Consider the following 21,762-nt stretch of genomic DNA (forward strand, 5'->3'; position numbering starts at 1 on the left):
CCACCGCCGGGCTCAGTTGCCGCCGGGCGCGGCGCCGCCCGGCATGAGCTGGCGGCAGGCTTCCTCGGCCTTCTTGAACTCGGCCGACTCGGGGTCGAGCCCCGGTCCCCGGTTGAGCTGGATCCGGCCGTCGACCGGGTCGGGGAACTCCTTGACGCCGTTCTTCCGCATGCAGGAGACGAACTCCAGCAGCGCCTTCTCCCGGTCGCCGCCCTGGCCCGAACCGGCGGCGAGACCGGGCGGCTCCTGGTCCTTGCACGCGGCCAGCGCCGACTTGTAGGTGGCGTTCTCCGGGTCGAGCGGGCCGCCGCGCTGCACCTGGAGCCGGAGCCTGCCGTCGACCGGGTCGGGGAACTCGGCGACGCCGTTGTCCCGCATGCACTGGGAGTACTTCACCAGAGCGGCGGCCCGGTCGCCCCCGGCGGCGCTGTTCCCCTGCTGTTCCGTCTTCCCGCCGCCGTCGCCGCCCGACTTCGATTCCCCGCAGGCGACGGCGGTCAGACTCAGAACCGTGATCGCGGCGAACACCAGGCCCGCCCTTCGGCCGGCGCGGGCCCTCGTGCCCGGTCCATACATTCCGCTCATGTGCTGGTCCCTCCGTGTGCGTGTGCCGACGGCGCCGTGCCCGGCCCGACGGGCCGGTCCCCCCGGTGCCGCCGGGGCGTTCCGGTGTGACGCACTCCGTTCTACGAGGCGTCCGGTCACACGGCGGTCCGAACATCTGGAACCCGTCTGTGACCGCGCGGCGGCGGGTACGTTGAGGGCGAACGCGCTGTGACCGGTGTGCGACCGGCGGCCCGGCAAGATCCTGCGAGACACGACCGAGGGGCGGGCGATGAGGGTTCTGGTGGTGGAGGATCAGACCGAGCTGGCCGCGTCGGTGGCGCGGGTGCTGCGGCGGGCGGGGATGGCGGTCGATGTCGTCCACGACGGCTCGGAGGCGCTGGAGCGGTGCTCCCTCGTCGAGTACGACGTGGTGGTCCTGGACCGGGACATCCCCGGCGTCCACGGCGACGAGGTGTGCCGGACGCTGGTGGCCGACGCGACCTCGCGGGTGCTGATGCTCACCGCGTCCGGCACCATCGCCGACCGGGTGGAGGGGCTCAGCCTCGGCGCGGACGACTATCTGCCCAAGCCCTTCGCGTACGCCGAACTGATCGCGCGGATCCGGGCGATCGGACGGCGCTCGCAGCCCGCGCTGCCGCCGATCCTGGTCCACGGCGATCTCAGCCTGGACCCGGGCAAGCGGATCGCGACCCGGGGCGGCGAGGATCTCGCGCTCAGCCCCAAGGAGCTGGCGGTGCTGGAGTACCTCCTCACCGCCCGGGGCCGCGCGGTCTCCGCCGAGGAGCTGTTGGAGCGGGTGTGGGACGAGGCCGCCGACCCGTTCACCACCACCGTCAAGGCCACGGTCAGCAGGCTGCGCTCCAAGCTCGGCAGCCCCGCCCTGATCGACACCGTCCCCCGCGGCGGCTACCGCATCTGAGAGGCCGATGCCATGTTCCGAGCGCTGCCGAAGCCCCGATCGCTGCCGAACGCCCGGTTACGGCCCAGCCGGGTCCGCACCCGGCTGACGCTGCTCTACGGCGCGCTGTTCACGCTCTCCGGGATCGTGCTGCTGGGAATCCTCTTCCTGCTGGTCAGCCAGTCGCCCAAGAGCGTCTTCCACGAGATCAAACGGGGCCCGGGCCCGGCGGTGACCGTCGATCCCGGGCCGGGGCCCGCCTCCGGGCCGCTGACCGATCTGGGGAAGGAGATGCGGGAGCAGGCCGACCGGCAGCGCCACGCCGAGTTGCGGAACCTGCTGGTCCACTCGGGGATCGCGCTCGCCATCATGACGCTGATCTCCCTCGCACTGGGCTGGCTGCTCGCCAACCGGGTGCTGCGCCCGCTCTCCACGATGAACACCACCATCCAGCGGATCAGCGCCCGCAATCTCCATGAACGGCTGGCCGCCGAGGGCCCGCCGGACGAGATGAAGGCGCTCTCCGACACCGTCGACGGGCTGCTGGAGCGGCTGGAGACGGCACTCGCCGCGCACAAGCGCTTCGTCGCCAACGCGGCGCACGAGCTGCGCACCCCGCTCACCCTCGAACACGCGCTGATCGAGGAGATGCTGATCGACCGGGAAGCGGGCCGGGACGAGCTGCGGAAGACCTTCCAGCGCGTCCTGGAGATCTGCCAGCAGCAGGGCAGGCTGCTGGAGTCGCTGCTGACGCTCACCACCGGCGAACGCGGCCTCGACCGCAGGGAGCCGCTGGACCTCTCCGAGCTGACCGGACAGGTGCTCGACGCCGCCCGCGCCGAACTGGACGTACGGGGGCTGAGTCTGGCGACCCGGATCGGCCCCGCGCCCGCCGCCGTTCTCGGCGACCCGGCCCTGGTGGAGCGGCTCATCGCCAATCTCCTGGACAACGCCACCGACTACAACGTGCCCGGCGGCAGTGTGGAGATCGAGTGCGGGGTACGGGAGGGGCGGGCCGTGGTCTCGGTCGTCAACACCGGCAGAGAGGTCCCCGCCGAGCAACTGGAGCGGCTCTTCGAACCCTTCCACCGGCTCGACCGCACCGCCGGGCGCGACGGCCACCACGGCCTCGGCCTCTCCATCGTGCGGGCCATCGCCCTCGCCCACGACGCCTCCCTCGCCGTGAGCGCCCGCCCCGGCGGCGGTCTCTCGGTGCAGGTCTCCTTCCCCGTACCGGCGGACCCCGTACCGGCCGAGCCCGGCAGACAGCCCGAGCGCCCCGCCCTGAACCGGACCTGAACCGACCTGAACCGGCCTGAACCGCGCCTGAACCGCGCCTGCCCCACCCCGCCCGACCCACCGCGCCGACACGCCCGACCCCGCCCACCGGCGGGCCAATGCCGCCGTGCCGGGCCGGCCCTGTCATTGGATGGAACGTCAGCATCCCCCCATCCAGGGAGACCCCATGTCCTTCCGTTCCGCCGCCACGGCCGCCGTACTCGCCGCCGGCCTCCTCCTGGGCGGCTCGGGCGCCGCCTTCGCCAACAGCGACGCCGACGGCGTCGCGGCCGAGTCCCCCGGCGTCATCTCGGGCAATGTGATCCAGGTGCCCGTCCACATCCCGCTCAACGTCTGCGGCAACACCGTCGACGTCCTCATCGCCGCGCTCAACCCTGCCTTCGGCAACGTCTGCGCCAACACCGACACCCCGGCCTGAAACCGGCCGGAGCACACCTGAGGCCCGGGGGCCGCACTCCCCCGGGCCCCGGACCGCGGCACACTACGAGGCGGACACCTCCTCGCCCGCCGCGCGCGCCGCGAAGTTCGCCTCAAACTCCTCGATGTCGTCCTGGCCCAGCGAGATCAGGGAGAAGTCGGACGGCGTATGGCCGCCGCCGGTCCCCTCGGCGACATGGGCGACCAGCCCCTTCAGCACCTCGACCCAGCCGGTCAGCAGCTCTTCGAGCACCGCAGTGCCCAGCAGCCCCACCGGGCTCTCCAGCGTCACTGTCAGCTCCGGCCCGCCCGGCAGATCCCGGACCGCGCCGCCCGCCTCCAGAATGTGCCGGGCCGCCATCCCCGGATCGATGGTGCCGCCCATCGCCCGCTCCCCGGCCGGCCGCCAGCCGCCCTCGCCGGACGGCTCGCCGTCACCGGCCGCCGCGCCGAAGCGGCCCATGTAGTTGAACGCGACCTGCGGCACCGGGAGCGCGGCCAGCGTCGGCGCGGTCGCCGGGTTGAGATGGCGGAGCATCCCGTACCCCAGACCGTCCCCCGGCACGCTTCTCAGCTGCTCCTTGATCCGCTTGACCAGCCGGCCGGCCGCCGCGCCGCCGGAGCGGACCTCGGCGAAGTCGAGCACCCCGGGGTCGAGGCGTACCGGGTGGACGCCGGTGAACCAGCCGACCGTACGGGTGAGGTCCATCGCCCCGGTCAGCGGCTCGCGGCCGTGGCCCTCCAGCGCGACCAGCATCCCGCCGTCGAAGCCCTCGCCCCGGCCGCGCCGCCACGAGCCGACGGCGGCGACGAGAGAGGCCAGCAGAACATCGTCCACCCCGGCGTGGAAGGCGGCCGGAACGCTGGTCAGCAGCTCGGACGTGATCTCCGCCGGGAGGGTCAGCGGCACCCGCTCGAAGCCGAGCGCGAGCTTGTCCTCCGCCGGATTCAGCGGGCGATCGCCGAGGACCTGTTCGGAGCCCGCGAGCATCGCGGTCCACAACGGCAGCTCGCTCACCCGCGCCTGTCCGCGCGCCTGCTCGGCCAGCTCCCCGGACCAGCGCCGGAAGGAGGTGCCGACCGGTTCCAGGACCGGCTGAGCACCGGACTCCAGGGTCAGATACGCGAGTGCCAGATCGGGTACGAGGATCCGCCAGGACACCCCGTCCACGACGATGTGGTGCGCCGCGACCAGCAGCCGTCCGGGCGTGTCCGGGCCCAGATCGAACCAGACGGCCTGGACCATCACCCCCGTATACGGGTCGAGACGGTCGGCCGCCGCCCGCGACTCGGCGTTGACCAGGGCGGACAGCTCCTCGTCCGTGAGCCCCCGGGCGTCCGCGCGGCGTATGCACTCCGCCGCCCGGACCCCGTCGGCCGCCTCGGGCACGAAGAGCCGCTCAACGGCTTCCGGGCCCTCGTCGGGGGAGTCGGGGGCGATCAGCCGGGCCCGCAGCAGATCGTGGTGGTCCAGCACCGCCTGGAGCGCCGTCGCCAGCCGCCCGGTGTCCAGCCCGGCGGGGACGGCCAGCAGCATCGACTGCGTACCCGCGCGGGCCACCGAGCCGGACTGCTCGGCCAGTTCGCGCATCACCGGGGTGAGCGGCACCTCGCCGGTCGCCACGTCGTCGGCCTCGCCGGAGCGCTCACCGGCGGCCACCGTGCCCGCGACCCGCGCCAGTTCGGCCGGGGTCTTCAGCTCGAACACCTGCCGGGGAGTGATCACCACCCCGGCCCGGCGCGCCCTGGACACCACCAGCATCGACATGATCGAGTCGCCGCCGAGGCCGAAGAAGGAGTCCTCGGCCCCCACCTTCTCCAGGCTCAGCACCTCGGCGAAGAGCGTGCACAGCAGCTCCTCCACCGGGGTCGCGGCGGCCCGGCCGACGACCCGTCCGGCGAAGTCCGGCGCGGGCAGCGCCTCCCGGTGCAGCTTGCCGTTGACCGTCACCGGCAGCCCGTCCAGGGCGATCACGGCGACGGGCACCATGTACTCGGGCAGCCGCTCGGCGACGTACTCCCGCAGCGCCTCCTGGTCGAGCGGCTCCGCCGTCGCGGGTACGACATAGGCGACCAGGCGCTTGACGCCCGGCTGGTCCTCGCGGGCGATCACGGCGTTCTGTTTCACCGCCGGGTGCGCGGCGAGGACCGCCTCGATCTCCCCGGGCTCGATCCGATACCCCCGGATCTTCACCTGGTCGTCGGCGCGCCCGGCGAAGAGCAGCTCCCCGGCGGGGCTCCAGCGCGCCAGATCGCCGGTCCGGTACATCCGCCGGCCGGGGCGGCGGGAGCCGTCGGGGCCGGGGAAGGGGCAGGCCACGAAGCGTTCGGCGGTCATCGCCGGGCGGCCGACATAGCCGCGCGCGAGCCCGGCGCCCGCGATGTACAGCTCGCCGGTCACCCCCGGGGGCACCGGCCGGAACGCCTCGTCGAGGACATAGGCGAAGGAGTTGTCCATGGGGCGGCCGATGGGCACCAGGTCGGGCACCTCGTCGCCCGTGACGAAGGGGACCTGGGTGGTGAAGGCCGTGGTCTCGGTGGGTCCGTAGGTGGAGCGCACCACCATCCGGGGGTGGGCCTTGAGTAGGATCCGGATCGCGTTGGCGGAGACCACGTCACCGCCGGTCGACACCTCGCGCACCCCGGTGAAGATCTCCGGGTGCTGCTCGGCGAGGACGCCGAACAGCCCCGCCGTGGCATGCACATTGGTGACCTTGTGCTCGGCGATGAGCCGGCCGCGCGCCACCGCGTCGACCTCGCCGGGGGGCACGATCACCAGATGGCCGCCCCGGAGCAGGGGCGTCCACAGCTCGTAGGTGGAGGCGTCGAAGGCGTGGTTGGCCTGGACGAGGACCCTCTCCACGGTCTTGTCGTCCCAGCTGCCGTCCAGGCAGAAGCCGAGGACATTGCCGTGGGTCGCGCCGACGCCCTTGGGCTCGCCGGTGGAGCCGGAGGTGTAGAGGACGTACGCGAGGTTCTCGGCGGTCACGGGGACGCCGGGGTCGCCCGCGTCCGGACCGTCCGGACCGTCCGGTCCGTCCGGTCCGTCCGGCCCCTCGGCGAGGGCCTCGAAGTCGACCGGGAAAAGCTCGGCGGTGAAGACCCGTTCGCCCTCGAAGCGGTCGGCGGTGGCCCGGTCCAGCAGGACGAGGGAGACCTCCGCGTCGGCGGAGCGCCCGTGCAGCGGCACATACGCGCCGCCCGCCTTGACCACCGCGAGGAGGGCGGTCACCAGGGCGTCGGAGCGGTCCAGCACCACCCCGACGCGCGACTCGGGGCCCACCCCGGCGGCGATCAGCCGGTGTGCGAGGCGGTTGGCGCGGGCGTTCAGCTCCGCATACGTCAGGGTCCGCCCGCCGAAGGTGACGGCGGGGGCGTCGGGCGCGGCCCGGACCCGGCTCTCGAAGCGGGTGGCGAGGGAGCCCTCGGGCAGCGGGCGGTCGGTGTCGTTCCAGCGCTCCAGGATCAGCCGCCGCTCACTCTCCTCCAGCGTCTCGATCCGGCCGACGAGGGTGCCGGGGTCGTCGGCGATCTGTCCGAGCAGCCGGATCAGCCGGGCCATCAGGGCCTGGACGGCGCTCTCCTCGAAGACGTCGGGGCGGTAGTCGAAGCGGAGTTCCATCGCGTCGGCGGGGGTGACGACGAGGGTGAGCGGATAGTGGGCCGCCTCCTCGCCGCCCGCGCCGGTGATCCGTATCTCGCCGCGCCGGGGGGCCCGCTCGCCCGCGCCCTCGCCGGGGGGCGGGCCGCCGTGCAGCGGACCGGCCTCGCCGGGCGGGCGCGCTCCGTTCGGGCCGCCGCCGCCGAGCGGGGGGCCCTGCCGGGGGCCCTGCCGGGGGCCCTGCCGGGGACCTTGCCGCGGGCCCTGGGGCAGACCCTGGGGCGGACCCTGGGGCGGGCCGTCCCCGCGGGGGCCGCCGCCGGTGCGGGGCTGTTCCACGGGCCCGCGCGGATAGTTCTGGTAGACGACGAGCGCGTCGAAGGTCGCCCCGGGGCCCGCCGCCCGCTGGATCTCGGTCAGTCCGAGGTGCTGGTGCTCCAGCATCGCCGAGTGCTGGCCCTGGAGCCGCTCCAGGACCGCGCTGAACGGCAGCGAGGGATCGAGCACGACCCGTACCGGCACCGTGTTGATGAACAGCCCCAGCATCTTCTCCACGCCCGGCAGATCCGCCGGCCGCCCGGAGACCGTCGCGCCGAACACCACGTCGGAGCGCCCGGACACCATCCCCACCAGCACCGACCAGGCGCTCTGCACCACGGTGTTGAGGGTGACGCCCTGGCTCCGCGCGAGCCCGCGCAGCCGCTCGGCCAGCTCGGTCCCGGCCCGGGAGACCACGTGCCGGAGCATCACCGGGGGGCCGCCCCGGTCGGCCGGGCCGACCAGCGTCGGTTCGGCGAGGTCGCCGAGCAGCCCGCGCCAGGCCTCCCGGGCGACGTCCTTGTCCTGCCGGGACAGCCACTCCAGATAGGTGCGGTACGGGGTGACCGGCGGGAGCGACCGGGTGTCGCCGCCCGCGCGGTAGGCCTGCCACATCTCGCCGAAGAGGATCGGCAGCGACCAGCCGTCCATCAGGATGTGATGGATCGTCACCACGAGCCGGTGCCGCTCCGGGCCCAGCTTCACCAGCAGCACCCTCAGCAGCGGCGGCACCGCGAGATCGAACCGCGCCCGGTCCACCTCGGCCGCGCGGGCCTCCGCCTCCCGCGCCTCCGTCTCGCCCAGCCCGCTCAGATCCACCAGCCGCCACGGCAGCGGGGCCTTCTTCGCGATCACCTGGACCGCGTCGCCGCTGCCCCGGGCCTGGAATCCGGCGCGCAGACTGGCGTGCCGGTCGAGCAGCGCCTGCCAGGCGGCCCGCAGGGTCTCCGGCTCCACCTCCCCTTCCAGGGTCAGCACCCGCTGCCCGACATACACGTCGCGCGGCGCGTCCTCGTCGTAGGCGGCGTGGAACAGCAGCCCTTCCTGAAGTGGCGCGAGCGGCCACACATCCTCGACCTGCATCTGGCTCAACGTCTTCTCCTTCTCGCCGCCGGGAGTCACCGGCATGGGACGTGGTGCGGTACGGGAGGGGCACGGGAGGGGTACGGGAGGCTCAGCCGGGCGGCCGGCGACCGCCCGGGTGCCCCGGGCCGCCCGGGGGCGGGAGCAGATGGGGGCGTCCGCCACCGCCGCCGGGCGGCGGGAGCAGATGCGGCCGGCCTCCGCCGCCGCCGGGCGGGGGCAGCAGCCGCGGCGCTCCGGCGGGCTCCGGCACGGGAGCGGGCTCCGCGGGGCCGGGCGGGGCCGGGGGCCGGGAGAACTGGGTGCGGTACAGCTCCGCGTAGAGCCCCCCGGCGGCGAGGAGTTCGTCGTGGACCCCGCGTTCCACGATCCGTCCGCCGTCGACCACCAGGATCTGGTCGGCCTCCCGGACGGTGGAGAGCCGGTGGGCGATCACCAGCGAGGTGCGGCCCTTCAGGGCGGTCGACAGCGCGCGCTGCACCGCCGCCTCGGACTCGGAGTCCAGATGGGCGGTGGCCTCGTCGAGTACGACGACGGCGGGGGCCTTGAGCAGCAGCCGGGCGATCGCGATGCGCTGCTTCTCGCCGCCGGAGAAGCGGTGTCCCCGGTCGCCGACGACGGTGTCCAGACCGTCGGGGAGCGTCCGGATCAGCCCCCAGATCCGGGCCGCCTCACAGGCCTCGATCAGCTCGCGTTCCGTCGCCCCGGGCCGGGCGTACTCCAGATTGGCGCGGAGCGTCTCGTGGAAGAGGTGCGCGTCCTGGGTGACCACGCCGACCGTCTCCCGCAGTGAGTCCAGGGACAGTTCGCGCAGATCGTGCCCGCCGATCCGGACGGCGCCCTCGTCCGGGTCGTACAGCCGGGGCACGAGCTGGGTCAGGGTGGTCTTGCCCGCGCCGGACGGGCCGACCAGGGCGGTGAGCTTTCCGGCGGGCGCGTGGAAGGTGATCCCGTCGAGCACCCGGGAGTCGTCGGCGCGCTCCGGCGCGGGGGCCGTGAACGACTCCAGCGAGGCGAGCGAGACCTCGGCGGCGGCCGGATAGCGGAAGGAGACTCCGGCGAACTCGATCCCGGGGGCCGGGGCGGTGCCGGGCGCGGGCAGTGCGCGGGCCCCGGGGCGTTCGGTGATCAGCGGCTTCAGATCGAGGACTTCGAAGAGCCGGTCGAAGCTGACGAGCGCCGTCATCACCTGGGCCTGCGCGTTGGAGAGCTGGTTGATCGGCCCGAAGAGCCGGGTGAGCAGGGTGGCCAGGGCGACGAGGGTGCCTATCTGGAAGGCCCCGTCGATGACCAGGGAGCCGCCGAGACCGTAGGTGACCGCCGTGGCCAGCGAGGCGAGCAGGGTCACCGAGAGCAGCAGCAGCCGGGAGTACACCCCGGTGGTCACCCCGAGGTCGCGGACCCTGCCCGCGCGCCCGGAGAAGAGGCGGGTCTCGTCGGCGGGGCGGCCGTAGAGCTTGGTGAGCAGTGCCCCCGCGACATTGAACCGCTCATTGAGCATGCTGCCCATCTCGGCGTCCACCTGCATGGACTCCCGCAGCAGCCGCTGGAGTCTGCGTCCGACGACCCGGCCGGGGAGGATGAAGAAGGGCATGATCAGCAGGGCCAGCAGTCCGACGGCCCAGGAGAGATAGAAGATGGTGCCGAGGACGAGCACCAGCACCAGCGAGCTGGACATCACCATCGACAGCAGCGAGGTCATCGCCTGCTGCGCGGCGACCACGTCCGTATTGAGCCGGCTGACCAGCGATCCGGTCTGGGCCCGGGTGAAGAAGGCCAGCGGCTGCCGCTGGACATGGGCGAACACGGCGGTGCGCAGATCGTAGACGAGCCCCTCGCTGACCCGGCCCGACAGCCGGCTCTCAGCGAGCCCGGCGGCGGCCTGGAGGATCGCGAGCCCGCCGACGAGCAGGGCGACCTGGACGACGACGGCGGTGTCCCGGGGGAGGATGCCCTCGTCGATGAGGACTTTGAAGAGCAGCGGAGTGGTGACGATCATGAGCGCGTCGAGCGCGGTGATGACCATCAGGACGGCCACGGTCCCGCGATAGGCCCGCAGATACGGCAGGACGCGCTTGAGGGTGCCGGGGGTGATCCGCTGAGCGCCCTCCGGGGATTCGGGGCCCATTCCGCCCCGGATCTGGATGAGGGGTCCGCCTCCGCCGATCATGAGACGGGGACCTCCGCCGTGTTCTCCGTGCCGTTCTCCTCCATGGCGGCGACCAGGCTCAGCGGGCGCATGTCCGTCCAGTTCCGCTCGGTGAATTCCAGGCAGTCCGCCCGGGTTCCTGGGCCGTGCGCGACGATCCAGCCGTCGGGCACGTCCGCGAAGGCGGGCCACAGGGAGTGCTGGCCCTCGTCGTTGACGAGGGCCAGAAAGGTGCCGTCCTCGTTGTCGAAGGGGTTGGCCACCGCACATCCTTTCCTTGAGAAACCGGATTTCCCGGAGTTTTAATCCAAGGAATCCATGGTGAAGCCGGCCGGGTGTGAAAGGAATTGATTCCCGTGACCAAGCGTCACACGCTCCGCGCCGGCCGGACAAGGGATTTCGGGGCTGTCCGAGTGCGGATCCGAAAGGCGCTGAATTTCACCGTGTCCAAATGCTGTTCATCCGCACTTGGACGAGGAAAGGGATTACTTCTCCCCGGCGGGAGTGCCGACCTAGACTTGGTACCCCTCCAGGGGGAGCATGAGATGGAGCGGCAGATCATTTCTGCGTGACACATCGAGCTTGCGGTAGACGCGGGTCAGATGCTGTTCCACCGTGCTCATGGTGATGTGCAGCCGCTGGGCGATCTGCCGGTTGGTGTAGCCGCCGGCCGCGAGTCCGGCGACCCGCCGTTCGGCCTCGCTCAGGCCGGCCACCCGGCGCTCCGCCTCGCTGAGCCCGGCGAGCGGGTCGCTCTCCTCGTACGGGGCGGGCGGCAGCGGCTCGCGGGGCATCGGCAGCGGGGTGCGCAGGGGTACGAGGTCCTCGGCCCCGCACTCGGCGGCGAGCAGCCGGGCCCGCCGGCCCATGGCGCGGGCGGGCCCGTCGTGGCCCTGGGCCTGGTAGACCGCGCCGAGGTCGGTGAGGGCCCTGGCCAGCTCCAGCCGGTCGCCGGACTTCTCCAGCAGCCGCACGGCCGCGCCGAGCGCCTTGGCCCGGGCGTGGGGTTCGCAGGCGGCGGCGAGCACCCGCAGTGTCATGCCGCGCGTCCGGAACTGGCCGGGCTTCAGCCGCTTGAGCTGTTCGCCCGCGAGCCGTCCGGCGGTCGCGGCGTCGCCGAGGGCGAGATGGGCCTCGGCGAGATCGGTGCGCCAGGGAATGAATCCGGGTACGTCGATTTCCCATCGGGTCATCAGTTCGCCGCACGCCTGAAAATCGGCGACGGCCGCCTGCGGGCGGTCGATCACCAGATAGTAGCGACCGCGCGCCTGAAGATAGGGAAGGCAACTCGGGGTGTGGAACATGGCGTCCGGGACCGGGGTGGCGAAGTACTCCTCGAACTCCTCGTGCCGGCCCCGGGCGGTCAGCGTCGCCAGCATGACCGAGAGCGGAATGCCCAGGGCGACGCCCCACCCCTGCGGGGTGATCAGCCCGAGTGCCTCGTGGGCGAATTTCTCCGCCCTTTCCAGTTCGCCCCGGCGCAGATGGATCGCGGCGCGCAGGGACATGAAGAGGGCATTGCCGAGCGGCAGTCCATGGGCGACCGAGCGCGCGACGCGGTCGCAGGCGCGTTCCGCCCGGTCCAGTTCGTCGGTGTACATCAGCGCCGCGATCGCCGCCAGGGGCTTGAGGGTACGGGTGCTGTGGCCGGGCTGGCGGAGGATGTGCTCGGCGCGGTCGATCGTCTCCCCGGGGTCGCCCGGCGGGAGCACTCCGGCCAGCAGGGCGGCGGTCTCGCGGGAGCGGGCCAGCGGTGACGGGAGCGCCCCGGGAGCGGTCCCACCGGCCGTCGCGGCGGGGACGCCGGACGCGGCGGATGCGGCCGGTTCCCCGTCGGCGGCGGCGGGCGGCGCGGGGCGGGCCAGCCCGGGGTAGCCGTACCGCAGCCACCACAGCGGGCCGCCGGGACCGCAGGAGCGGGCGGCCGGATCCGGCGGGCCGTCCATCAGGCCGACCGCCTCGTCGACCCGGCCGAGCCAGAGCAGCCAGGAGACGGGCCGGATCGCGCTCGCCGCCGGGAGTCTGCCCTCGCCGATGGCCCGGATCAGTCCGGGGAGCCGGCGGGCGGCGATCGCGGGGTCGAGCTGCCACTCGGCGCGGGCCAGGTCCAGCAGCACGGCGGGCCGCTGCTCGTCCGCGCACTCCTGGAGGGCGAGCCGCAGACAGGCGATGGCGTGCGCGGGCTCTCCGTCGGACCAGGCCTGCCGGGCCGCGTCCCGCAGCACCTCGACGGCCCAGGGCTCGCCCGCCCGGTCGGCCGCGAGGAGTCTGCGCGCGACGACCCGCGCGGGCGCGCCGTGCTCGTGCAGCACCCGGGCCACCCGTATGTACAGCGCGGTACGGGCCTGGGGGCGCATTCCGCCGAGCACGGCGGCGGGGACGGCGGGGTGGGCGAAGCCCTCGTCCCCGAGGAGTCCGGTGGCCCGGAGCGCGCCCCGGGCCAGGGAGATCGACTCGGCGTCGTACTCAACGAGTTCGCCCAGGGCCGCGTCCGAGACGTCCTCGCCGAGGACCGCCGCCGCCCGGGCGAAGGCGCTGGCCTCGGAGTGGAAGAGGCAGGTGAGGACGGCCTGCCGGAACGCCTCACCGAAGACGAGCGAGGAGACGGGGGCGGGAGGCTCGGTCCCCGGGGGGCCGGTCTCCGGCAGTCCGGTCTCCGGGGGGCCGTCCTGGAGTCCGGCGGCGTCCGGTACGGATAGCGGTACGGATACGGGTACGGATACGGGCGGGGGTAAGAGCCCGGGGCGCGGGGCGAGGGTGTCCTCGATCAGGGCGTGCGCCAGCAGCGGGTTGCCTCCGGTGGCGGTGTGGCACTCGGCCGCGAGGCGTTCGGCGGCGGGCCGCGCGAGGTGTCCGGCGAGCAGGTCGGAGATCCCCCGGGGCGAGAGCGGCTCCAGCCGCAGCCTGCGCGCGCCGGGTCTGCGCAGCAGCTCGGCGTGGAGCAGCGGATGCGGGCGCGAGGTGCGCATGCACTGGGTGAGCACCAGCAGCAGCCGGGGGGCGGCGGCGCGGCGGACGAGATGGAGCAGGAGGTGCAGCGAGGCCGCGTCCGCGTGGTGGACGTCGTCGATGCCGACGACCAGCGGGGTGCGCGCGGCGGCGGCCAGCAGGACGGCCCCGAGCCCTTCGAGGATCCGGCCGGGCACCTGCACGGCCGCGTCGGGTTCGAGGCCCGGCCCGTGGGAGAGCGCGGCGAGCGCGCCGTCCCTCAGCAGCTGTTCGGCGCGCGCGGTCTCGACGGCGGTGAGCACGGGGCTCTGGAAGAGCCGGCCGACGGCGCTCAGCGGCAGCTCACGCTCCACCCGGGAGGCGGAGGCCGCGAGGAAGACCCGGCCGGCCTCGGGCACCCGGTCGGCGAAGGCGTGCAGCAGGCTGGTCTTCCCGACGGCCGCCGCGCCCTCGATCAGGACCACGCCGGCCGGGCCCCGCTCGTCGGCCAGCGCCCCGGCCAAGAAACGGAGTTGCTCCGTCCGCTCCACCAGACTCATGCCGGCCATGTCCCCTCCCCCAAGCACCCGCCCTCCTGCCCGCGCGCACCCGCACCCCGTCCCGGGTGAGCGGCGTCAGGGCCCGGGAGAGGCCGGCCGGCCACCGCTCGTGCTGACTCTCGCACCGTGAAGCCCCAAGGACAAACGTCTATTTGCGGACTGTTTCGATCCCGAACGCGGTGCCGAACACGGTGCCGGTCGCGCGCCCGGCCGGACCGGGAGCACCCCGCGCGTTCGCACCGCGCGCCGCGCGAACCCGGCGGCCCACAGCCGTCCCACAGTGAACCACCAGCCAGAACAGTGGAATTGCCCCCCGGTCGACCCGTACGGAACCCGGCATCGGCGGTGACCTTCCTGTGACGGCCCACGTGGTCTACTCCTCACGCAGGGCACCATCCTCGTCACCGTAAGTCCAGTCGACGTCAGGACCAGAGGAAATACGCCATCCGTTGGGGACACGTCTATGCAGCTGATCGAACGCGACCGAGAGCTGGCGACACTGCGAGCCCTGTTCTCCGGAAGTCTGGACGGCCGGGGCGCGGTGGTGCTCCTCAGCGGCGCGGTGGCCACGGGCAAGACCGCGCTGATGCGCTCCTTCGCCACCGGCGCGAGCGCGGCCGGGGCGCGCTTCCTCCAGGTCACCGCCGCGCCCGGCGACGCCGGAAACCGGCTCGGGGTGGTCCGCGGACTGCTGCGCTCGCTCGCCGCGGCCGACGGTGACCCCGACCCCGCCGGGACCGGAAGCCGGCCCGGGACAGGCCACAGGGCCAGGGCCGGGGCCGGGGCCGAGACCACGGCGGACGCCCTGCGCGGCTTCTGCGACACCCTGCTCACCCGATCCGCCCGCACCCCGCTGATCATCGGGGTCGACGACGCGCACCACGCCGACCCGGCCTCCCTGCGCTGTCTGCTGGCGCTCGCCCACCGATTACCGTCCGCCCGGATCCTGCTGATCCTCACCGAACGCCCCGGCGGCTGGCCGGACCACCCCCTGCTCCACGCCGAGCTGAGGGGCCGCCCGCACTGCGCCCGGCTCACCCTGCGGCTGCTCTCGCCCGCCGGGCAGGCCCGGCTGCTCGCCGACCGGCTCGGCACGGCCACCGCCATCCGTCTCTCCGCCGTCAGCCACCCGCTCACCGGCGGCAACCCCCTGCTGGTGCGCGCCCTGCTCACCGACCACCCGGTGCTCGGCCCCGGCAAGGTCGAGACCGTCGTGGGGCCCGCCTTCACCCAGGCGTGGACCGGCTGTCTGCACCGGGGGGAGCCAGGGCTCCACGAGGTCGCCCAGGCCCTGGCCGTCCTGCGCGAACCCGCGCCGCCCGGCGTCCTCGGCCGGCTCCTCGGCCTCGACACGGAGTACGTCACCCACCTCCTGGCCACGATGAACGCGGCGGGCCTGCTCGACGGCGGGCGCTTCCGCCACCCGGCGCTGCGCACCGCGCTGCTCGACGCCATGGGCCCCCGGCGGCGCGCCGCGCTCCACGCCCACGCCGCCCGCCTCCTGCACGACCAGGGCCACAGCGCCCCCGCCGTGGCCGGGCATCTCCTCGCCGCCTTCGACGCCGCGCCCGCCGAGGACCTCCCGGACGTCCTCCAGGAGCCGTGGGCCGCCACCGTGCTGCACGAGGCCGCGGGCCGGGCCGGGGCCGACGGCGAGCGGCGGTTCGCGCTGGACTGCTACCGCCGGGCGTACGAGATCTGCCCGGACGGACCCCGGCGGACCCTGGCCGCGAGCGCGCTCGCCGAGGCCCAGTGGCGTACCGAGCCCGCCGCCGTGCTCCCCCTCCTCCCGGCGCTCGCCGAGGCGGCCCTCGACGGCGCCCTGGACGAGCGGCCCACCCGCTCGCTCCTCGCCCGGCTGCTGTGGTTCGGCCGCACCGGGGAGGCCGCCGAACTGCTGCGGACCGGCGGGTCCCCGGGCGGCCCGGCCGCCGCCGAGTGGGAGGCCATGGGCCTGCTGATGGCCTGCGCCTGCCCCGGTCTGCTCGAAGCCGTCCCCCGCGCCCGCCCCGAAGCCGGACCCGACCCCGACCCCGCCGCGCCCTCCGCGCCCGCCGGACCGGCGGGCGGCGGAGCGCACCCGCCGTCGGCCGGGCCCCGGCTGCGCGCGGCGGACGCCCTGTCGGCCGCGCTGACCGGCGCGCCCGGCCCCACCGCCCGGGAGGGCGCGGAGCGGGTGCTGCGGGAGACCCGGCTGGGCGAGGCGTCCGCCGGTCATGTGCTCGCCGCCCTCGCCGCGCTGATCTACGACGACCGCCCGGCCGAGGCGGCCCGCTGGTGCGATCCGCTGCTCAAGGAGGCCGCGACCCGGGGCGACGCGGTGGGCCACGCCCTGCTGGAGTCCGCCCGCGCGGTGATCTCACTGCGCCAGGGCGAGCTGGCGGCGGCCGAGGCCCGCGCCACGGACGCGCTGGCGCGGATCTCCCCCGCGAGCTGGGGGGTCGCGGTCGGCATCCCGCTCTCGGTGGCCGTGCTCGCCGCCACCGCGACGGGCCGGCACGAGGAGGCCGCCGCCCATCTCGCCCGCCCGGTCCCCGACGCCCTCTTCGAGACCCCCTGCGGACCGCACTACCTCCAGGCCCGGGGGCGGCACCGGCTCGCGACCGGCCGCCCGCGCGAGGCCCTGCGCGACTTCACCGACTGCGGCGAGGCGATGGAGTCCTGGGGCTTCACCGCCCCCGCGCTCGTCCCCTGGCGCGGCGAGGCGGCCCAGGCCCTGCTGGAGCTGGGCGAGACCGCCCGCGCCGCCGAACTGATCGGCGAACAGCTCGCGCTGCTGCGCCCCGGCCCCTCCAGGACCCGGGGGATCTCGCTGCGCGTCCAGGCCCTGACGGCCCCGCTGGCGGAGCGGCTGAATCCGCTGCGGGAGTCGGCGGCCCTGCTGGAGCGCTGCGGCGACCGGTACGAACTGATGCTGGCGCTCACCGATCTCAGCCACACCCAGCACGCGCTGGGGGCCCACGACGAAGCCTTCGTCTCCGCCCGGGGCGCGCACCGCATCGCCCGGCGGTACGGCCTGGCGGGCCCCGGCCCCGCCCCCGGCGGCGAGCCCGAGAGGCGGCCCCCGGCGGCCGGGACGCCCGGCACGGCCCCGGAGCGCTCCCCGGCCACCGCCCGGGGCGAACTGACCGAGGCCGAGCGGAAGGTGGCCGCACTGGCGGCGCACGGCCACACCAACCGTCAGATCGCCGAAACGCTCCTGGTCACGGTCGGCACCGTCGAACAGCACCTGACCAGGGTCTACCGCAAACTCCAGGTGAACCGGCGCACCGAGCTGCGCCCCCGGCTGCGGATCTCCCCGGTGTAGCCCTCGCGGGACGGGCCACGAGGACGCCGTCGCCCGCCCCGCAGCCGGGAACCTCCCGAGCCGTCCGCCTGCGGCCGGGGGAGCCCGTCGCACCCGCCCGCCCGAAGGGCAGGGCTTTCGCGACTCCCCGGGCGCTCAGCAGCGCCCGCCGCCCCCGCCGCCCCCGACGCTCTCGTACGAGAGCTGCTCCGAGCGGGGCCCGGCGGCGGCCCGACGCCGGGCGAGCCACACCACGCCCGCCCAGAGCAGCACCGGGAGCAGCAGGCTCTGCGCCCCGACGGCGAGCCAGAAGCCGGAGGCGCTGCCCGCGTCCTCGGCCGCCGCGTACAGCGGGCCGCCGAGGAGGGCGGCGGCGAAGGCGCCGATCCCGGCCGCGAGCCGCTGTCTGCCGAAGACGGTCGCGGCGGGTTCGCGGGAGCGGTCCAGCGCCTCCAGGTCGTTGCGGAGGAAGAGGACGGTCTCCACCAGGCCCAGTGTCAGCACGCCCGCCGCGATCCCCACCGGGCCGCCGGTCGCGATGGCCAGCATCCCGATCGCCATCGCGCCGAACCCGAGCCGCAGGGCCCGGGCGTAGCGCAGCCCGGCGATCCACCCGGCGAGCAGCGGCTGAGCGGCGACGATGACCAGCGAGTACCCCGTGAGGAGGACGGCGTAGTACGCGGTGGAGGTGCGGCCGACCGCGAACAGGGCGATGTAGTGCTGGAAGAACATGAAGACGTAGACGGAGAGCAGGGTGTACGCGAAGGGCGGCAGCAGCCGCGCCCCTGCCGCCCCCCTGGTCTCCGGCTCGGCTTCCGCCTTCGGCTCGGCGGGCGCGACGGGCGCCGCCGGGGCGTCCGCCACCCCCGGCAGCGCCAGGTGCGCGATCCCCACCGCCGCGAACAGCGCCGCGACGGCGGTGAACAGGCCGGCGGTCGACCCGAGGACGAAGGGCGCGGCGGCCAGCGGCCCGAGCGCCATCCCCGCGTTGAACGCCGATCCGCTCGCCGCGAGCAGCCCCGGCCTGCGTTCGGCCGGGCACCCCGCCACCAGATATGCCTTGTTGGCGGGGAGGTAGAGCGCCGCCCCGGTCGAGACCAGGAAGAGCGCCGCCACGGCGAGCGCGGGCCGGTCCATCCCCGGGACGAAGCAGGCGAACCCGGCGGTCCGTATCCCGAGCGCCACCAGCATGGTGGCCCGCAGCCCGATCCTGGCGGCCAGCGCCGCCCCGACGACCCCGCCGCTGAACTGCACCAGCGAGGCCACCGCGAGCACCAGTCCGGTGAGGCCGAGGCCGAAGCCCCAGCGCTCGTGGAGCAGCACCGACATGAACGGAAGCACGGCGAAGCTGCCGAGGGTGATGAGGAAGGAGGCTCCCAGCAGCAGGAGCTGGGGCCAGGTGACCCGTCTCACGGCCCGGCGACCGCCTTCATGACCGGGCGTACGGAGGTGGCCGCGCTCCACGCCCGGTGCTGGGCGAGTTCGGCGGTGGCGGCCTCGGCGAGGACCATTCCGGTGCAGCCGCGCTGGTCGCCGAGGTCGGGCACCGCGTCGCCCGCCGCCCGTACCGGGTACCACTGGACGGAGCCGGGGTAGGCGTCGAGGCCGTCGAGACCGTCCCAGCCGTTCAGCGTCCCGGGCTGCTCCGGGTAGACCAGCACGAAGGCGACGGCCGGGCCGTCGGCGGCCGGGGCGGTGTCCGTGTCCGTGTCCAGGAGCGCGGGTCTGCGGCCGAGGGTGACGTCGATCAGCGCCTCGTACACATTGACCCGCAGTGAGCGGCAGAGCGCCTCGCCGATGAGCGCGCCGCCGATCCTGCGGTTGATCTCGACCAGTTCGGGGCCGTCGGCGGTGAGGACGAACTCGACGTGGGCGAAGCCCTGGTCGTGGCCCGCCGCCGCCAGGGCCGCGCCGACCCAGCGCGCGACGCCGTCCCGCTCGCCGTCGGGGAGCGCGACCGGGAAGGCCGCGCCCTCCTCCCGTACGGCGGGGGTACGGGAGGTCAGCCGGCTGGAGACGCCGAGGAGCCGGGTCTCGCCCGCCCAGCTCAGGGTCTCCGCGCTGTAGAGCGGCCCGGCGAGGAAGGGTTCGGCGAAGAGCCGGCCCTTGAGGACGGCTCCGGCGGCCTCGGTGAGCGCGGTGTGCAGGGCTTCGGCGTCCCGGACGATCCACACGCCCCGGGAGGAGGTTCCCGAGGAGTCCTTCAGCACGGCGGGCAGCCCGATCTCCTCGATCACCCGCTCGGCACTGTCGGGACCGGCCTCGACGGTGAGCGCGGTCCGGCCGCTCACTCCCGCCCGGTGCAGCGCCCGCCGTACCTCCGACTTGTCGCGCAGCAGCCGCACGGCGGCCGGGTCGGGCCCGGGGAGGCCGTACTCGGCGGCGAGTTCGGCGGCCGGGGTGGACCAGGTGTCGGTGGTGTTGATGAGTCCGGCGAGGTCGGGGACGCCGCTCAGCACCCGGCGTACGGCGTCCTGGTCGGTGGTGTCGACATCGGCGATGTCGAGCGCGTCGGCGGGGAGTTCGGCCAGTTCGTGGCGGTAGACGGACCGGTCGGACGTGAGCAGGAGGAGGCGGTGGCCGCGCGCGGCGGCGGCTTCGACGGTTCTGGCGATCCCGAAGGAGAGCGATTCGAGCGAGGCGATGGTCATCGGGTGCTCCCGGCGGTCGGAGTGGTCTCGGCTGCGGCGTCCGCCCGGGACGGTCCGCCCGCGTGAACGCCGACGGCGGCCCGGCCCGCCCCGGCGGACCCGGACCCGGTTCCGGCCGCGCCCGCCGGGGAGAGCCCCTGCGGTACGACGGCCTCGACCCGCACGGCGGGGTCGACCCGCGCACCGGGGGGCGCGGAGCGCCCCGCCCATTCCATCACCGCCCACGGCAGGCGCAGTTCGTCCAGCTCCGCGATGTGCTCCGGCTTCAGCCCCGCCGGGTCGAGCGCCTCCGCGTGCCGGGCGAACACCCGTTCCGCGTAGCGGTGTCCGGTGTCGGCCCCGAGGACCAGCAGATTGGCCCCGGGGTCGCGGCGCGCCTCCCAGTCCGCGACGAGGTGCGCGGCCCCGGTGGAGAGCCCGGCGAAGACCGCGTGGCGGCGCAGCAGTTCGACCGCTCCGGCCATGGCGTGCCGGAAGTCGAGCCAGTGGATGGTGTCGTACAGCTCGTGGCGGACATTGCCGAAGGGGATCGAGCTGCCGATCCCGGCGATGATCGCGTCCGGGTCGTTGAAGCCCTCGCTGCCGAAGGTGACGCTCCCGAAGGGCTGTACGCCCACCAGCCGCACCCGGCGTCCGGTGGCGCGCAGCGCCTCGGTGAGCCCTCCGGTGGAGGAGCCGGTGCCGACCGCGCCGACGACGGTGATCGGCCCGTCCGGCAGCGCGTCTGCGGCCAGCTCGGCGAATTCGCGGTACCCGGCGTAGTGCACCCCGTCGTGGTACTGCCGCATCCAGTGGAAGTCCGGCCGCTCCTTCAGCAGGGCGCGGACATGCCGTACGCGCCTCTCCTGGTCGAGCAGCAGACTGGTGGAGGGCGGCATCTGGTCCACGGTCACGCCGAGGACTTCGAGCTGGGCGCGCATGGTGGCGTCCACGGTGGTGGAGGCCACGATGTGGCACTTCAGGCCGTAGCGGTGGCAGGCCATGGAGAGCGCGAGCGCGTAGATCCCGCTGGAGCTGTCCACGAGCGTCTGACCCGGTAATACCTTCCCGGAGTCGAGCAGCGCGCGGACCGCCCCCAGCGCGGCGTACACCTTCATCGTCTCGAACCGGGCCAGGACGACGGAACCTGAGAGCCGGATGAAGGCGGGGTCCTTGAGGGCATCGGTGATGTGCTCGTGGACGGGTATGGAGGGCTGAGCCATGGTGTTACAGGTCTCCTAGAGTCTGCGGGGTTCCTCGGCCCGGCTCATGACGTACGTCCCTGGACGATGAGCCTGCGCGAGTGGTGGTCGTAGGGGCCCCCGTCGAAATCGCCGAAGATCTCCACGTCGGTGAAACCGGCCTCGACGAAGAGGTCGTGGAGTTCGGCGGCGCTGTAGAGAAAGGAGTGGATGGTGGAGGTGCGGGCGGTGTCGCCGCGCACCAGGGTCCAGTCGGTGCGCAGCCGCCGCCAGGAGTCGAGGACGGTGTCGCGCTGGACGACGTACGAGCCGTCCGGCAGGTCGACGGCCTGCGGGCGGCCGATCCAGCCCGCGAGGACCTCTTTGCCCATGACGTCGACCAGCAGCCGTCCGCCGGGGGCGAGGCTGCGGCGCGCGTTGCGCAGGACCTGGAGGTTGTCGGCCGGGTCGGTGAAGTAGCCGAAGGAGGTGAAGACGTTGAGGATCACGTCGTAGCCGCCGGGCTCGGTGTAGTCGAGCATGTCGGCGCGGACCAGCTCCACATCGGCTCCGGCGCGGTCGCAGGCCGCGCGGGCGCGCTCCAGCATGGCGGGGCTGAGATCCACTCCGGTGACCTGGTATCCGCGCTCGGCGAGCGGTACGAGGAAGAGGCCGGGTCCGCAGCAGAGGTCGAGCACCCGGGAGCCGGCCGGGAAGTCGAGGAGGGCGGCTTCGCGGACGAGCGCGGCGACGGTGTCGGCCCGGTCCCCGGAGAACATCGCGGGTGCGAAGTCGACCCATAACCCGTCGTCGGCGTACCACTCCTGCGGGGAATCCTCCCCCAG

The 21,762-nt window shown here is 74.3% G+C and carries 13 protein-coding genes; 4 read left to right on the top strand and 9 right to left on the bottom strand.

What is annotated here, in order from left to right:
- Positions 1-12: 12 nt before the first annotated feature.
- Positions 13-585: a hypothetical protein gene (locus IE247_RS02005; RefSeq protein WP_190121060.1), complete on the bottom strand. Its 573-nt coding sequence runs from the start codon at positions 583-585 to the stop codon at positions 13-15.
- 250 nt (positions 586-835) lie between these two features.
- Between IE247_RS02005 and IE247_RS02010 the strand changes: the two genes are divergently transcribed.
- The 3 genes from IE247_RS02010 (at position 836) to IE247_RS02020 (ending at position 3,182) form a co-directional block, all read left to right on the top strand.
- A complete protein-coding gene (locus IE247_RS02010) occupies positions 836-1,486 on the top strand; it encodes a response regulator transcription factor (protein ID WP_190121061.1) in 651 nt (216 codons plus the stop codon).
- Between the two features lie 12 nt (positions 1,487-1,498).
- A complete protein-coding gene (locus IE247_RS02015; protein WP_190121062.1) occupies positions 1,499-2,764 on the top strand; it encodes a sensor histidine kinase in 1,266 nt (421 codons plus the stop codon).
- A gap of 166 nt (positions 2,765-2,930) precedes the next feature.
- Positions 2,931-3,182 (top strand): chaplin, encoded by a 252-nt coding sequence (locus IE247_RS02020; RefSeq protein WP_190121063.1) that lies wholly within the window; start codon positions 2,931-2,933, stop codon positions 3,180-3,182.
- A 63-nt stretch (positions 3,183-3,245) separates the two neighbouring features.
- Here the strand turns inward: IE247_RS02020 and IE247_RS02025 are convergent, their stop codons facing one another.
- The 4 genes from IE247_RS02025 to IE247_RS02040 form a co-directional block, all read right to left on the bottom strand.
- Entirely contained in the window at positions 3,246-8,183 is a 4,938-nt protein-coding gene (locus IE247_RS02025) for a non-ribosomal peptide synthetase (RefSeq protein WP_229868555.1), read from the bottom strand.
- Positions 8,184-8,274: 91 nt separating this feature from the next.
- Complete coding sequence (locus tag IE247_RS02030; protein WP_190121065.1) at positions 8,275-10,353, bottom strand: ABC transporter ATP-binding protein; 2,079 nt, start codon at positions 10,351-10,353, stop codon at positions 8,275-8,277.
- Complete coding sequence (locus IE247_RS02035; RefSeq protein ID WP_190121066.1) at positions 10,350-10,595, bottom strand: MbtH family protein; 246 nt, start codon at positions 10,593-10,595, stop codon at positions 10,350-10,352. Before IE247_RS02035 ends, IE247_RS02030 begins: the two co-directional genes overlap by 4 nt.
- A 249-nt stretch (positions 10,596-10,844) precedes the next feature.
- Positions 10,845-13,829, bottom strand: coding sequence for a helix-turn-helix transcriptional regulator (locus tag IE247_RS02040; RefSeq protein ID WP_190121067.1), 2,985 nt, complete (start codon positions 13,827-13,829; stop codon positions 10,845-10,847).
- A 454-nt stretch (positions 13,830-14,283) separates the two neighbouring features.
- Here IE247_RS02040 and IE247_RS34715 point away from each other — a divergent pair, with 454 nt between their 5' ends.
- Entirely contained in the window at positions 14,284-17,127 is a 2,844-nt protein-coding gene (locus tag IE247_RS34715; protein WP_190121068.1) for a helix-turn-helix transcriptional regulator, read from the top strand.
- 135 nt (positions 17,128-17,262) lie between these two features.
- Here IE247_RS34715 and IE247_RS02050 read toward each other — a convergent pair whose 3' ends face one another.
- From IE247_RS02050 to IE247_RS02065, 4 genes are read right to left on the bottom strand one after another with little or no spacing between them, the layout of a single operon-like run.
- Positions 17,263-18,519 carry an MFS transporter gene (locus IE247_RS02050; protein WP_229868483.1) on the bottom strand — a complete coding sequence of 419 codons (1,257 nt, stop codon included), beginning with the start codon at positions 18,517-18,519 and terminating at the stop codon, positions 17,263-17,265.
- Complete coding sequence (locus IE247_RS02055; protein ID WP_190121070.1) at positions 18,516-19,757, bottom strand: ATP-grasp domain-containing protein; 1,242 nt, start codon at positions 19,755-19,757, stop codon at positions 18,516-18,518. The genes IE247_RS02050 and IE247_RS02055 overlap by 4 nt, the downstream gene beginning before the upstream one ends.
- Positions 19,754-20,959 carry a pyridoxal-phosphate dependent enzyme gene (locus tag IE247_RS02060; RefSeq protein WP_190121071.1) on the bottom strand — a complete coding sequence of 402 codons (1,206 nt, stop codon included), beginning with the start codon at positions 20,957-20,959 and terminating at the stop codon, positions 19,754-19,756. Before IE247_RS02060 ends, IE247_RS02055 begins: the two co-directional genes overlap by 4 nt.
- A gap of 44 nt (positions 20,960-21,003) precedes the next feature.
- Positions 21,004-21,762 carry a class I SAM-dependent methyltransferase gene (locus IE247_RS02065; RefSeq protein WP_373305495.1) on the bottom strand — a complete coding sequence of 253 codons (759 nt, stop codon included), beginning with the start codon at positions 21,760-21,762 and terminating at the stop codon, positions 21,004-21,006.

The sequence above is a fragment of the Streptomyces inusitatus genome, from assembly GCF_014651115.1.
GTDB lineage: Bacteria > Actinomycetota > Actinomycetes > Streptomycetales > Streptomycetaceae > Streptomyces > Streptomyces amakusaensis.

Excerpts from the sequence above, each read along its gene's own strand:
- IE247_RS02040 (WP_190121067.1), bottom strand. The coding sequence starts at position 13,829 with ATGGCCGGCATGAGTCTGGTGGAGCGGACGGAGCAACTCCGTTTCTTG.
- IE247_RS02055 (WP_190121070.1), bottom strand. The coding sequence starts at position 19,757 with ATGACCATCGCCTCGCTCGAATCGCTCTCCTTCGGGATCGCCAGAACC.
- IE247_RS02020 (WP_190121063.1), top strand. The coding sequence starts at position 2,931 with ATGTCCTTCCGTTCCGCCGCCACGGCCGCCGTACTCGCCGCCGGCCTC.
- IE247_RS34715 (WP_190121068.1), top strand. The coding sequence starts at position 14,284 with ATGCAGCTGATCGAACGCGACCGAGAGCTGGCGACACTGCGAGCCCTG.
- IE247_RS02030 (WP_190121065.1), bottom strand. The coding sequence starts at position 10,353 with ATGATCGGCGGAGGCGGACCCCTCATCCAGATCCGGGGCGGAATGGGC.
- IE247_RS02010 (WP_190121061.1), top strand. The coding sequence starts at position 836 with ATGAGGGTTCTGGTGGTGGAGGATCAGACCGAGCTGGCCGCGTCGGTG.
- IE247_RS02015 (WP_190121062.1), top strand. The coding sequence starts at position 1,499 with ATGTTCCGAGCGCTGCCGAAGCCCCGATCGCTGCCGAACGCCCGGTTA.
- IE247_RS02005 (WP_190121060.1), bottom strand. The coding sequence starts at position 585 with ATGAGCGGAATGTATGGACCGGGCACGAGGGCCCGCGCCGGCCGAAGG.
- IE247_RS02025 (WP_229868555.1), bottom strand. The coding sequence starts at position 8,183 with ATGCAGGTCGAGGATGTGTGGCCGCTCGCGCCACTTCAGGAAGGGCTG.
- IE247_RS02060 (WP_190121071.1), bottom strand. The coding sequence starts at position 20,959 with ATGGCTCAGCCCTCCATACCCGTCCACGAGCACATCACCGATGCCCTC.